This is a genomic window from Enterobacter sp. WCHEn045836 (assembly GCF_003965585.1).
GTDB classification, from domain to species: Bacteria; Pseudomonadota; Gammaproteobacteria; order Enterobacterales; family Enterobacteriaceae; genus Enterobacter; species Enterobacter dissolvens.
In genome coordinates this window covers 1-13341 of sequence record NZ_RXPT01000027.1, presented here as the reverse complement: position 1 = coordinate 13341, position 13341 = coordinate 1, and the positions used below count along the sequence as shown (strand labels likewise).

The following is a 13341-nucleotide window of genomic DNA, read 5'->3' as shown; positions in this document are numbered from 1 at the left end:
AGACCTCATCTTGTTGTGTTTATTGTGTTGTGAGTCTTATCCTGACAGGCGCGTGAAAAAAGCGTTTGCCTGCATCTGCCAGGTTATTTGTCAGTCTTGCCAGGTTAGAAAAGGGCGGGGATAAATCACATCCCCGGTAAATAGCGTTGATGATCAGTAAGGTGATCTATCGAGATGTATACGTACGTCGTACCCAACCGTGTTGAACGAGTAAACATTGCCACGAACGTGGAGATAAATTTCACCGTCTTTTACGGTCGCGGTGGCTTTATCATCATTGGTGACCATAACAGGCTTAATGTCCTTAATATGAGACATAAACGCTTCGGGGCTTTTTCTCGCATCATAGAGATAAAAGTGAAACGTATCTTTGGAGAGTGAACTGGCTTCTACCCGGGTGATGTACAAATTTAATTGCTCATTAATCCTCATTTTTCCCTGCAGGTTTTCATACACGGTGAAAAAATCGCGAAAAGGGTACAATATGAAGCCCAGGAGAATGACAACCATCACCCCGACTCGCCAGTTAAAAACCCGACCGTCGCGCATAATCTATTCCTGCTCTTATCCATATTTGATCAACCGGGTCATCACCGTATGCAAAGGCGTCCTGGTATTTAGCAAATTCTACCGGATCGCTTGTTCCAGCAAGGATCTGCGCAGCACCTGCGCCCCGAAGTAACACACCATCAGGGATGCCCGCTGCCGCGCCCACGGCACCGAAATGGAAATTTCCAAAGTTGGCATACTGCGCACGGCCTTGCTTAAAATCCCATGGACCATGGTTTCTCACCATTTGATAAAACCACACGTAAGTCATCAATGAGGCCCCGCCATGAAATCGGGCTATTACCATATGGCTTACAACATCAACCCCTGGCGGTCAAAAAGAGGAGATATCGTACGGCGTGGAATATAAAGGAGTACGCATAATTAACGCTCTGCCCAGCTATCTGCGAAACGCAAATTACCGTCGCAATACGTCCAGGTAATCTTGTCGTAGCGTAGCTCCACAACTTCAAGATGATTGTGTTTTTCTTTCGTTTGATCCTTTGTGTCATGCATTAAGGGCGTAACGGAAACGACGCGAATATTATCGAGATGCATATTGTAATATTCCACTTCCTGTCCGGCATCGTTTATGCGGTACCATTCGGAGGTTATGTGTAAAGCCAGTAACTTCTATGCTCCCTTCACGTTCATGAACATCTACCGAGCCGGTGATTTTTGCACCGCCGTCGTCAGTTAAGAAAAGATATACAGGAATTGCCATAGTCTACTCATCATCCATGTAATTTAGTTGGGGGAAAATTCCCGTAAGGGATAATAACCATGATAATTATATGGTCAATTTTCTTAATGTTTCTGGATGTAAATTAGCCAGACTATGCGGACTGGATGATGTGTTACCCAAAGCCATCCAGTCCGTGTTTTCCCATCTTTTTTTAGTGTGATTAACTGATTAATAAACCCACACGGGTAACAGCCTTAAAAATCACCCTGCTGGCGAGCCACCAGCGTCAGAATGGAGTAGAGCGCCACCGCCTGCTGGTGTTGATTGAAAATCTCAACCGCCCATTCGACCACGCCGGTGGGTTTTTCATCCGCCGTACGTTGTTTCTTCAGGGTTTTACGTTTGCAGGTCAGGCGCACCTGAATGGTATCGCCCGGTTTCACCGGCTCGATAAAGCGCAGGTTTTCCATGCCGTAGTTGGCGATCACCGGCCCCACGCCCGCATCAACAAACAGCCCGGCGGCGGCAGAGATCAGGAAGTAACCGTGTACCACCCGCTCGCCAAAGATCGACTCCGCTGCGCCAATCTTGTCCATGTGGGCATAGAAATGATCCCCGCTCAGGCAGGCAAAGTTAACGATATCGGCTTCCGTCAGGGTACGACGCGGCGTCAGAAGACTGTCGCCCGGCTGCAATTCCTCGAAGTATTTGCGGAACGGATGAACGCGATCTTCCTGCACCGTCGCGCCACGTACCCACTGTTTGCCGATGGCGGCCAGCATGGTGGGGCTGCCCTGAATGGCGGTGCGCTGCATATAGTGTTTGACCGCACGCAGGCCACCCAGCTCCTCGCCGCCACCCGCACGTCCCGGACCGCCGTGCACCAGTTGAGGAAGCGGAGAACCGTGCCCGGTAGACTCTTTTGCTGATTCCTCGTTGAGGATCTGAATGCGCCCGTGCGCCCGCGCTGCGCCAGAAATAAACTGGCGGGCGAGTGCGGGATCCGCCGTGACCAGCGTCCCGGCCAGGCTACCGCCGCCCGCACGGGCAAGTTGCATCGCGTGGTCTGTATGGCGATACGGCATCAGGGTGGCCACCGGGCCGAACGCTTCGGTGGCGTGCACCGCCGGGGTCTCATCCGGCTGCGGGCAAAAGAGCAGGGTTGGCGGGTAAAACGCCCCGGCGGCCTGCAGATCGGCTTTTCCGCCCAGGCGAACCTGGCAGCCTGCGGCCACAAGCTGATCCACTTTCTCCTGCACGTCCGCACGCTGTTCGCTGTTGACCAGCGAACCCATTTTTACGCCTTCCTGCGCCGGGTCGCCCACCACCACCTTTTCCAGCCGGGCGATCAGCGCCTGACTTACCGCGTCAATCTGGTGTTGCGGCACGATAATGCGGCGGATGGCGGTACATTTCTGTCCGGCCTTGGCGGTCATCTCACGTACCACTTCACGAATGAACAGGGCGAATTCGGGCTGTTCCGGCGTCACGTCTTCCCCCAGTACGCAGCAGTTCAGGGAGTCGGCTTCCATGGTGAAGGGAATGGCATTTGCCACAATATTCGGGTGAACGCGCAGCTGCTGACCGGTACTGGCGGAGCCGGTGAAGGTCACCACATCCTGGCTGTCGAGATGGTCCAGCAGATCGCCCGCGCCGCCGCAGATCAGACTGATGGCACCGTCCGGCACCAGGCCACTCTCCACAATCGCTTTCACCATCGCCTGCGTCACCTGTGCGGTGGCGGTGGCCGGTTTGATGATCGCCGGCATCCCGGCAAGCCATGTGGGGGCGAGTTTCTCCAGCATGCCCCAGCAGGGGAAGTTGAAGGCGTTAATATGTACCGCCACGCCCGCTTTCGATGTCAGCACATGGCGTGCCGCAAAGCCGCCTTCTTTCGACAGTGGGATCAGTTCATCCTCGGGCCACAGCGTGTCATCCGGTAATTCACGGCTCCCCAGACTGGCATAGGTGAACAGCGTGCCAATCCCACCTTCAATATCGACCCAACTGTCGGCCTTTGTCGCTCCGGTCTGGGCTGAGAGAGCATAAAACGTCTCTTTCAGGCTGAGCAGGTGCTTCGCCACCGCTTTCAGCATCGCCGCGCGTTCGATAAAGGTCATGGCGTGGAGGGCTTCACCGCCATGCGTAATGGCATAGCGACGTGCCGCCGCCATGTCCAGCCCTTCGCTGGTCACGCTCCAGAGCGCTTCACCGCTGATGGCGTGATGAATAGTACGTTCGCGGCCCCGGCCAGATTGCCAGACACCGGACAAGAAACTGGCTAACTGCTGCATCTCTTATCTCCACATGTTTCGTTATTTCACTATCAATAGTTTGATCATGAATCATAAAAATCAAGCTGAGTTTTAATGAATTGTTAACAATGTGATCTCAAGGGAAGATGTGTGGCGGTTGTAGCCCTGGTGTGGCGGCCTTTGCGCAAAAGCCCTGCGAGCGACATCACAAAATCAGGAAACATTTCTTGGGGGTGTATTTAACCTTTGTGTAACTTTTAAAAAACAAAGTGATTCACAATTACGCTTTAAGTTGCAAACTAACGAATCATAAAGGTGATGACGTGACGCAAGAACAACGCTTTGAGCAGCGCATAGCGCAGGAGATGGCGATTGAGCCCCAGGACTGGATGCCGGAAGCCTATCGCAAGACGTTGATCCGCCAGATTGGTCAGCACGCCCACTCTGAAATTGTCGGCATGCTGCCGGAAGGGAACTGGATCACCCGCGCCCCGACGCTACGCCGCAAAGCGATCCTGCTGGCGAAAGTGCAGGACGAAGCCGGGCACGGGCTGTATCTCTACAGCGCGGCTGAAACGCTGGGCTGCGCGCGGGAAGACATCTACCAGAAAATGCTCGACGGCAAGATGAAATACTCCTCCATCTTTAACTATCCGACGCTGAGCTGGGCCGATATCGGTGTGATCGGCTGGCTGGTGGACGGTGCCGCCATCGTCAATCAGGTGGCGCTGTGCCGGACCTCTTACGGGCCGTACGCCCGCGCGATGGTGAAAATCTGTAAAGAAGAGAGTTTCCACCAGCGTCAGGGGTTTGAAGCCTGCATGGCGCTGGCGCAGGGAAGCGACGCCCAGCGGCAGATGCTGCAGGACGCCATCAACCGTTTCTGGTGGCCCGCCCTGATGATGTTCGGGCCAAACGACGACAACTCGCCGAACAGCGCCCGCAGCCTGGCCTGGAAAATTAAACGCTTTGGTAATGACGAACTGCGTCAGCGCTTCGTCGACAACACCATCCCGCAGGTGGAGATGCTGGGGATGACGGTACCCGATCCAGACCTGCGCTTTGATGAGGAAACCGGCCACTACCGCTTCGGTGAGATTGACTGGCAGGAGTTTGACGAGGTGATCAACGGACGCGGGATCTGCAACCACGAACGCCTGGCCGCTAAGCGCAAAGCCTGGGAAGAGGGGGCGTGGGTGCGTGAAGCCGCACTGGCGCATGCAGAAAAACAACGCGCCCGTCAGGCCGCATAAGAGGAAATCACGATGAGCAATGTCTACTGGCCGCTGTACGAAGTGTTCGTACGCAGCAAACAAGGGTTATCCCACCGCCATGTTGGCAGTCTGCATGCCGCTGACGATCGCATGGCGCTGGAAAACGCGCGGGATGCCTATACCCGCCGCAGCGAAGGCTGCTCGATCTGGGTGGTGAAGGCGAGCGAGATCGTTGCCTCTCAGCCGGAAGAGAGCGGCGAGTTCTTCGACCCGGCGGAAAGCAAGGTCTATCGCCACCCCACGTTTTACACCATCCCTGATGGCATCGAGCATATGTGAGGTCAGGGATGAAAACAGTATCTGCATACGCCCTGCGTCTGGGCGACAACGGTCTGGTGCTCTCGCAGCGCCTCGGAGCCTGGTGCGGACACGCGCCGGAGCTGGAAATCGACCTTGCGCTCGCCAACATTGGTCTCGATCTGCTGGGGCAGGCGCGCAACTTCCTCGCCTGCGCGGCAGAGCGGGAAGGTCAGGGCGATGAAGACACCCTGGCCTTCGGCCGCGATGAGCGTCAGTTCCACAATTTACTGCTGGTGGAACAGCCGAACGGCAACTTCGCCGACACGATTGCCCGCCAGTACCTGATGGACGCGTGGAATGTTGCCCTCTACGAGCGGCTGATCCACAGCAGCGACAGTCAGCTTGCCGCCATCGCCACCAAGGCGATTAAAGAGGCGCGTTATCACCTGCGCTTTAGCCGCGGCTGGCTGGTGCGCCTGGGAGACGGCAGTGAAACCTCGTCGCAAAAAATGCAGCAGGCCATCGACAACCTGTGGCGCTTTACGGCCGAGTTGTTCGAGGCGGATGACGTTGAGCTTGAGCTGATTGAGTCCGGCGTTGCGGTTGATCCGCGCACCCTGCGCCAGCCGTGGGAAAACGAAGTGTTTGCCGGACTGCAGGAAGCCTCCCTGCGCGTACCCGATGAGACGGCCTATCGCACCGGCGGAAAACGCGGGCTGCATACCGAGCATCTGGGACCGATGCTGGCAGAGATGCAGTATCTCCAGCGCGCGTATCCCGGTCAGCAGTGGTAAAGGAGAACGCCATGCAACGTCTTGTCGACATCGCCCCCCCGCAGGTTCCGCACATCTGGTCGTTGCTCAGCCAGATCCCGGACCCGGAAGTGCCGGTGCTCACCATCACCGATTTAGGTATGGTGCGCAGCGTCACCGCGCAGGGCGAGGGCTGGGTGATCGGCTTTACCCCAACCTATTCAGGCTGCCCGGCGACGGAACACCTGCTTGGCGCTATCCGCGACACCCTGACGGCACACGGGTATACGCCGGTGCACATCGTGCTGCAGCTTGAACCCGCCTGGACCACCGACTGGATGACCGACGATGCGCGTGAACGTCTGCGCGCGTATGGCATCAGCCCACCCGTGGGGCACAGCTGTCATGCCCACGTTCCCGCTGAGGTGAGCTGCCCGCGCTGCGCCAGTACCAACACCTCGCTTATCAGTGAATTTGGTTCAACGGCCTGTAAGGCGCTTTACCGCTGCAATAGCTGCCGCGAGCCCTTCGACTATTTCAAATGTATTTGAGGTTGCCATGACAACGTTTCATTCATTAACAGTGGCAAAAGTAGAACCCGAAACCCGCGACGCGGTGACCATTACCTTCGCGGTTCCGCAGGCGTTGCAGGAGGCGTACCGCTTTCGTCCCGGCCAACACCTGACCCTGAAAACCAGACTGGGTGCAGACGAACTGCGCCGCTGTTACTCCATCTGCCGGAGTAGCGCGCCGGGGGAGATCAGCGTCGCGGTTAAAGCCATTGAAGGCGGGCGTTTCTCTCGTTACGCCCGGGATGAGATCAAACCGGGCATGACGCTGGAGGTGATGGTTCCCCAGGGGCATTTTGGCTATCAGCCGCAGCCTGAGCGGGAAGGTCACTATCTGGCGATTGCCGCAGGCTCCTGCATCACCCCGATGCTGGCGATTTTATCCGCCACGCTGGCCGCCGAACCGAACAGCCACTTCACCCTGATCTACGGCAACCGCAGCAGCCAGAGCATGATGTTCCGTCAGGCGCTGGCAGACCTGAAGGATAAATACCCGCAGCGGCTGCAGCTGGTTGCCATCTTCAGCCAGGAGCGGCTGGACAGCGACCTGCTTTACGGCCGTATCGACGGTGAAAAGCTGCAGGCGCTGGCAAAAACGCTGATCAACTTCCGCCAGTACGACGAGGCCTTTATCTGTGGCCCGGCGGCGATGATGGACGAGGCCGAAACCACTTTAAAAGCGCTGGGGATGGCCGAAAAATCCCTTCACCTTGAGCGGTTCAATACGCCGGGCACGGCCGTTAAACGCGCGGTGAGCGTGCAGGCGGAAGGCCAGAAGGTGATCGTGCGTCAGGACGGACGTGACCGCGAGATCGTCCTGACGGCGGACGACGACAGCATTCTGGATGCCGCCCTGCGTCAGGGGGCGGATCTGCCGTATGCCTGCAAGGGGGGCGTCTGCGCCACCTGTAAATGCAAAGTGCTGCGCGGCCAGGTGGACATGGCGACCAACTACAGCCTCGAGCCGGACGAACTGGCTGCCGGGTATGTGCTGAGCTGTCAGGCGCTGCCGCTAACCGCCGACGTGGTGGTCGACTTCGACGCAAAGGGGATGGCATGAGCGAACTCCTCGTTACCCGTCATGGCCGTGTGCTGCAGTTGACGCTCAACCGTCCGGCGGCACGCAACGCCCTCAACAATGCACTGCTGACGCAGCTTGCCGAACAACTGGAGGCCGCAGCCTGCGACAACAGTATTTCTGCCTGCGTGATTTACGGCAGCGAGCGCTGCTTTGCGGCCGGGGCCGATCTCAACGAAATGGCAGAAAAAGATCTGCCCGCCACCCTGAACGATAGTCGTCCTCAGCTGTGGAAGCGGATAGACGCCTTCAATAAACCGCTGATTGCCGCCGTGAACGGTTTTGCACTCGGGGCTGGCTGCGAGCTGGCCCTGTTGTGCGACGTGGTGATTGCCGGTGACAACGCCCGCTTCGGTCTGCCGGAAATCACGCTTGGGATCATGCCCGGTGCGGGCGGCACGCAGCGCCTGATCCGCTGCGTGGGTAAATCGCTCGCCAGCAGAATGGTGCTGACCGGGGAAAGTATTACGGCGCAGCAGGCTCAGCGAGCCGGTCTGGTTAGCGACGTTTTCCCGGCTTCGCTGACGCTGGAATACGCCCTGAAACAGGCGGCACTGATGGCGCGCCACTCGCCGCTGGCGCTACAGGCGGCTAAACAGGCGCTGCGCCAGTCGCAGGAGGTGCCGCTGCAGGCGGGTCTGGCCCAGGAGCGTCAACTGTTCACGCTGCTCTCGGCCACGGAAGACAGGCGAGAAGGCATCGACGCCTTCTTACAGAAACGTACTCCCGACTTTAAAGGACGCTAATTGTGGAATTTATTCTCAGTCATGTAGAGCAAGGCGTAATGACCCTGACGCTGAACCGTCCGGAGCGTCTGAACAGCTTTAACGATGTGATGCACCAGCAGCTTTCAGAGTGCCTGAAGCAGGCCGAGCGCGATGACACTATCCGCTGTCTGCTGATCACCGGCGCAGGGCGCGGCTTCTGTGCCGGGCAGGATCTGAACGACCGTAACGTCGACCCGAACGGTCCGGCGCCGGATCTGGGGATGTCCGTCGAGACCTTTTATAACCCACTGGTGCGTCGTCTGGCAGCGCTGCCAAAACCGGTGATTTGCGCGGTCAACGGCGTGGCGGCCGGAGCGGGGGCCACGCTGGCGCTGGGGTGCGACATGGTGATTGCCGCGCGCTCCGCCACCTTTGTAATGGCCTTCAGCAAGCTGGGGTTAGTCCCGGACTGCGGCGGGACCTGGTTCCTGCCGCGCGTGGCCGGACGTGCCCGCGCCATGGGGTTGGCGCTGCTTGGCGACAAACTGAGCGCCGAACAGGCGCACGCCTGGGGAATGATCTGGCAGGTGGTGGATGACGACCAGCTCTCCAGTACGGCGCAGCAGCTGGCGCTGCACTTTGCCTCGCAGCCCACCTTTGGGCTGGGGCTGATCAAGCAGGCGATCAACGCCGCTGAAACCAACACCCTGGACGCACAGCTTGACCTGGAGCGCGACTATCAACGGCTGGCCGGGCGCAGCGACGATTACCGTGAGGGCGTGAGCGCCTTCCTGGCGAAACGCACGCCCAATTTTACGGGGAAGTAAGATGCTGAACATTCGTACTGTCGCCGTCATTGGAAGCGGCACGATGGGCGCTGGAATAGCCGAAGTCGCGGCAAGCCATGGGCATCAGGTGCTGATGTACGACATTGCCTCAGAGGCCATTTCCCGCGCCATTGACGGCATTCGCCAGCGCCTGGCCTCCCGGGTGACGCGGGGCAAACTCACTGAGGAGGCCTGTGGGCAGATCCTCGCCCGGCTGACCCCGGTCACGGATATCAGTGCGCTCACCGCGGCGGACCTGGTGATAGAAGCCGCCTCCGAGCGCCTTGAGGTGAAAAAAGCGCTGTTTGCCGAACTGGCTGAGATCTGCCCACCGCAAACCCTGCTTACCAGCAACACGTCTTCTATCTCGATCACCGCGATTGCGGCGGATATCCGTCATCCCGAGCGGGTGGCAGGTCTGCATTTCTTTAACCCGGCCCCGGTGATGAAGCTGGTGGAGGTGGTCAGCGGGCTGGCGACCTCGCCGGAAGTGGCCGACGCGCTGTGTGCGCTGGCGCTGAACTGGGGGAAACAGCCGGTGCGCTGCCAGTCAACGCCGGGCTTCATCGTGAACCGCGTGGCGCGCCCGTTCTATTCCGAAGCCTGGCGCGCGCTGGAAGAACAGGTTGCAGCCCCTGAAGTGATTGATGCGGCCCTGCGCGAGGGCGGTGGTTTCCCGATGGGGCCGCTGGAACTGACCGATCTGATTGGGCAGGACGTGAACTTCGCCGTGACCTGTTCGGTGTTTAACGCGTTCTGGCAGGAGCGGCGTTTTCTGCCTTCACTGGTGCAGCAGGAGCTGGTACTGGCGGGACGGCTGGGCAAAAAAAGCGGGAAGGGCGTTTACGACTGGCGCGGCGAATCGCCACCGGTGCCATGGCTTGAAACGATCAACGACAGCTTTAGCCCAATGCGGGTTGAACGAAAACGTGACGGTGTCACGGAAATCGATGAGGTGTTGCTGATTGAAACGCAGGGCGAAACCGCTCAGGCGCTGGCGCTGCGCCTCAACTGCCCGGTGGTGGTGGTTGATCGTATTGAGCGCGACGTGGCGGTGATTGCGTCGGCAGCCAGCAACCCGCATACCGCGACGCAAAAAGTCATCCGCTACCTGCAACAGCAGGGAAAGCGGGTGGTGCAGATTGCCGATTACCCTGGCCTGCTGGTCTGGCGCACGGTGGCGATGATTGCCAACGAAGCGCTGGATGCGCTTCAGAAAGGGGTCGCCAGCGAAAAAGATATCGATACCGCCATGCGTCTGGGCGTGAACTACCCGTCCGGGCCGATTGCCTGGGGCGAGCGGCTGGGCTGGCAACGTCTGTTAACGCTGCTGGAAAACCTGCAGCGTCACTACGGCGAAGAACGTTATCGCCCCTGTTCACTGCTGCGCCAGCGTGCGCTTCTGGAGAGTAGCTATGAGTCATAACGCCTGGCATAACGCCCGCGCCATGTACGAACAGGATGCCTGCGCGCAGGCAATGGGGATGGACATTATCGACATGGACGAGGGTTACGCAGTGGTGACCATGACCATCACCCCGCAGATGCTTAACGGCCACAAAACCTGCCACGGTGGACAGCTCTTCTCGCTGGCCGACACCGCGTTTGCCTACGCCTGCAACAGCCAGGGGCTGGCGGCGGTGGCCTCTGGCTGCACAATCGATTTCCTTCGTCCGGGCTTTGTCGGAGACAAGCTGACCGCCACCGCGCGGGTAAAGCATCAGGGCAAACTGACCGGCGTGTATGACATCGAAATTCAGAACCAACAACAGAAAACCGTCGCTCTCTTTCGCGGAAAATCCCACCGCATCGGCGGCAATGTGACAGGAGAAGCCTGATGCGTGACGCATTTATTTGTGATGGGGTGCGAACCCCGGTGGGGCGGTACGGCGGGGCGTTATCCGCCGTACGCGCGGACGATCTGGGCGCCATACCGCTGCGAGCCTTGCTGGAGCGCTATCCGCAACTCGACCCGGAGCGGATTGATGATGTGATCTTCGGCTGCGCCAACCAGGCGGGGGAAGACAACCGCAACGTGGCGCGTATGGCGTCGCTGCTGGCCGGGCTGCCGAACACCGTCTCCGGCACGACGATCAATCGCCTGTGCGGCTCGGGGCTGGATGCGATTGGCTTTGCTGCACGCGCCATAAAATCCGGTGATGGCGATCTGCTGATTGCCGGTGGCGTCGAGTCGATGTCCCGCGCGCCGTTTGTGATGGCGAAAGCCACCGCGGCGTTTCAGCGCCAGGCGGAGATCTTCGATACCACCCTTGGCTGGCGATTTGTGAATCCGCTCATGCATCAGACGTTCGGAACTGACAGCATGCCGGAAACGGCAGAGAATGTAGCTGAATTGTTAAATATCAGCCGTGCCGATCAGGATGCGTTCGCGCTGCGCAGCCAGCAACGTACCGCCCTGGCGCAGCAAAACGGCATTCTGGCGCAGGAGATCGTGCCGGTGCTGGTGCCGGGGAAAAAAGGGGCCGTCACGGAGGTCTCTGTTGATGAGCACCCGCGCGCCGACACCACGCTGGCGCAACTTGCCGCCCTGAAAGCGCCGTTTCGCAAAAATGGCGTCGTTACCGCAGGTAACGCCTCTGGGGTGAACGATGGCGCCGCTGCACTGATTATCGCCAGCGAGCAGATGGCGCTTTCACAGGGGCTTGTGCCGCGCACGCGGATTGTGGCCATGGCCACCGCAGGCGTGGAGCCACGTCTGATGGGGCTAGGGCCGGTGCCCGCCACCCGCAAAGTGCTGGAGCGAGCGGGGCTCAGCATCAACGAGATGGATGTGATTGAGCTGAACGAAGCCTTCGCCTCGCAGGCGCTGGGTGTGCTGCGTCAGCTGGGGTTGCCGGACGATGCCGCACACGTCAATCCGAACGGAGGGGCCATTGCGTTAGGCCATCCGCTGGGAATGAGCGGTGCCAGGCTGGCGCTGGCCGCGAGCAATGAATTGCATCGACGCCACGGGCGCTACGCGCTGTGTACGATGTGCATCGGTGTGGGTCAGGGCATTGCCATGATCCTTGAGCGTGTTTGAGCGAACAATAATGTGAGTACCCTGCGATGATAAATACAACAAAGCTTGATCCGATCGAAACCGCGTCCATTGATGAATTACAGGCGTTGCAGACCCAACGTCTGAAATGGACGCTGAACCACGCCTATAACAACGTGCCGATGTACAAACGTAAGTTTGATGCCGCGGGCGTTCACCCTGACGATTTCCACGAGCTGGCCGATATCCGCAAATTCCCGTGTACCACCAAGCAGGATCTGCGCGATAACTATCCGTTCGATACCTTCGCCGTACCGATGGAGCAGGTGGTGCGTATTCATGCCTCCTCCGGCACGACCGGGAAACCGACCGTTGTCGGCTACACTCAGGGCGACATCGACAACTGGGCCAACCTGGTGGCCCGCTCCCTGCGTGCCGCCGGGGGCAGCGCGAAGGACAAAATACATGTGGCCTATGGTTATGGCCTGTTTACCGGCGGGCTGGGCGCCCACTACGGTGCCGAGCGTTTAGGGGCCACGGTGATCCCGATGTCCGGCGGCCAGACCGAGAAGCAGGCGCAGCTGATCCGCGATTTTAAGCCGGATATGATCATGGTGACGCCCTCCTACTGCCTCAACCTGATTGAAGAGCTGGAGCGCCAGATGGGCGGCGATGCCAGCGCCTGCTCCCTGCGCGTGGGTGTGTTCGGTGCCGAGCCGTGGACCCAAGCGATGCGTCATGAGATCGAAAAACGGTTAGGCATTACCGCGCTGGATATCTACGGCCTCTCGGAAGTGATGGGGCCGGGCGTGGCGATGGAGTGTATCGAAACCGCCGACGGCCCGACCATCTGGGAAGATCATTTCTACCCGGAGATCGTCAACCCGAACGACGGCACCCCGCTTAATGACGGCGAGCAGGGCGAACTGCTGTTCACCACGCTGACCAAAGAGGCGCTGCCGGTGATCCGCTATCGCACCCGGGACCTGACCCGTCTGCTGCCGGGGACCGCCCGCACCATGCGCCGCATGGACAGGATCAGCGGTCGCAGTGATGACATGCTCATCATCCGCGGGGTCAACGTCTTCCCGTCGCAGCTGGAAGAGGAGATTGTGAAGTTTGAGCATCTCTCTCCGCATTACCAGCTGGAGGTGAATCGTCGGGGGCATCTTGATTCACTTTCTGTAAAAGTAGAGCTGAAAGAGAGCAGTCTCTCGCTGACCCACGAACAGCGCTGTCAGGTCTGCCATCAGCTGCGTCATCGCATTAAATCGATGGTCGGGATTTCAACGGACGTCATGATCGTTAACTGCGGCAGCATCCCGCGCTCGGAGGGGAAAGCCTGCCGGGTGTTTGACCTGCGTAAAGTGGCGGCCAACGGTTGAATTATCCTCATTCTGCGTT

Annotated in this window: 14 protein-coding genes and 1 pseudogene; 11 read left to right on the top strand and 4 right to left on the bottom strand. The window is 59.0% G+C overall.

Annotated features, from left to right (window positions below; all coding sequences use genetic code 11):
- Positions 1 to 153 precede the first annotated feature (153 nt).
- The 4 genes and pseudogenes from EKN38_RS24040 to paaZ all read right to left on the bottom strand — a co-directional run bounded on the left by EKN38_RS24040 (position 154) and on the right by paaZ (position 3528).
- Entirely contained in the window at positions 154 to 549 is a 396-nt protein-coding gene (locus tag EKN38_RS24040; protein WP_014831753.1) for a hypothetical protein, read from the bottom strand.
- Positions 527 to 820, bottom strand: coding sequence for a polymorphic toxin type 44 domain-containing protein (locus EKN38_RS24035; RefSeq protein ID WP_238540754.1), 294 nt, complete (start codon positions 818 to 820; stop codon positions 527 to 529). The genes EKN38_RS24040 and EKN38_RS24035 overlap by 23 nt, the downstream gene beginning before the upstream one ends.
- A gap of 113 nt (positions 821 to 933) precedes the next feature.
- Positions 934 to 1273, bottom strand: a pseudogene (gene tssD / locus EKN38_RS24030) (type VI secretion system tube protein TssD).
- A 215-nt stretch (positions 1274 to 1488) separates the two neighbouring features.
- Positions 1489 to 3528, bottom strand: a complete 2040-nt coding sequence (paaZ, locus tag EKN38_RS24025) for a phenylacetic acid degradation bifunctional protein PaaZ (protein ID WP_014831756.1) — start codon at positions 3526 to 3528, stop codon at positions 1489 to 1491.
- Between the two features lie 284 nt (positions 3529 to 3812).
- Here paaZ and paaA point away from each other — a divergent pair, with 284 nt between their 5' ends.
- Genes paaA through paaK form a run of 11 tightly spaced genes read left to right on the top strand, consistent with a single transcriptional unit; the run spans position 3813 to position 13322 of the window.
- Positions 3813 to 4742, top strand: coding sequence for a 1,2-phenylacetyl-CoA epoxidase subunit PaaA (gene paaA / locus EKN38_RS24020; RefSeq protein ID WP_014831757.1), 930 nt, complete (start codon positions 3813 to 3815; stop codon positions 4740 to 4742).
- Positions 4743 to 4754: 12 nt separating this feature from the next.
- Positions 4755 to 5042, top strand: a complete 288-nt coding sequence (paaB, locus tag EKN38_RS24015; protein WP_003857353.1) for a 1,2-phenylacetyl-CoA epoxidase subunit PaaB — start codon at positions 4755 to 4757, stop codon at positions 5040 to 5042.
- 8 nt (positions 5043 to 5050) lie between these two features.
- Positions 5051 to 5797 carry a 1,2-phenylacetyl-CoA epoxidase subunit PaaC gene (paaC, locus tag EKN38_RS24010; protein WP_014831758.1) on the top strand — a complete coding sequence of 249 codons (747 nt, stop codon included), beginning with the start codon at positions 5051 to 5053 and terminating at the stop codon, positions 5795 to 5797.
- 11 nt (positions 5798 to 5808) lie between these two features.
- The gene (paaD, locus tag EKN38_RS24005) at positions 5809 to 6306 is read left to right on the top strand and encodes a 1,2-phenylacetyl-CoA epoxidase subunit PaaD (protein WP_014831759.1); all 498 of its coding nucleotides are present in this window, start codon (positions 5809 to 5811) and stop codon (positions 6304 to 6306) included.
- A 7-nt stretch (positions 6307 to 6313) separates the two neighbouring features.
- Positions 6314 to 7384, top strand: a complete 1071-nt coding sequence (gene paaE / locus EKN38_RS24000; protein WP_126522930.1) for a 1,2-phenylacetyl-CoA epoxidase subunit PaaE — start codon at positions 6314 to 6316, stop codon at positions 7382 to 7384.
- Entirely contained in the window at positions 7381 to 8148 is a 768-nt protein-coding gene (gene paaF, locus EKN38_RS23995) for a 2,3-dehydroadipyl-CoA hydratase PaaF (RefSeq protein ID WP_014831761.1), read from the top strand. The genes paaE and paaF overlap by 4 nt, the downstream gene beginning before the upstream one ends.
- Positions 8148 to 8936, top strand: a complete 789-nt coding sequence (gene paaG / locus EKN38_RS23990) for a 2-(1,2-epoxy-1,2-dihydrophenyl)acetyl-CoA isomerase PaaG (RefSeq protein ID WP_118282557.1) — start codon at positions 8148 to 8150, stop codon at positions 8934 to 8936. Before paaF ends, paaG begins: the two co-directional genes overlap by 1 nt.
- Position 8937: 1 nt before the next feature.
- A complete protein-coding gene (paaH, locus tag EKN38_RS23985) occupies positions 8938 to 10362 on the top strand; it encodes a 3-hydroxyacyl-CoA dehydrogenase PaaH (protein ID WP_014831763.1) in 1425 nt (474 codons plus the stop codon).
- Entirely contained in the window at positions 10352 to 10774 is a 423-nt protein-coding gene (paaI, locus tag EKN38_RS23980) for a hydroxyphenylacetyl-CoA thioesterase PaaI (protein ID WP_014831764.1), read from the top strand. The genes paaH and paaI overlap by 11 nt, the downstream gene beginning before the upstream one ends.
- A complete protein-coding gene (gene pcaF, locus EKN38_RS23975; RefSeq protein WP_014831765.1) occupies positions 10774 to 11979 on the top strand; it encodes a 3-oxoadipyl-CoA thiolase in 1206 nt (401 codons plus the stop codon). The genes paaI and pcaF overlap by 1 nt, the downstream gene beginning before the upstream one ends.
- A 26-nt stretch (positions 11980 to 12005) precedes the next feature.
- Positions 12006 to 13322 (top strand): phenylacetate--CoA ligase PaaK, encoded by a 1317-nt coding sequence (paaK, locus tag EKN38_RS23970; protein WP_014831766.1) that lies wholly within the window; start codon positions 12006 to 12008, stop codon positions 13320 to 13322.
- Positions 13323 to 13341: the final 19 nt, after the last annotated feature.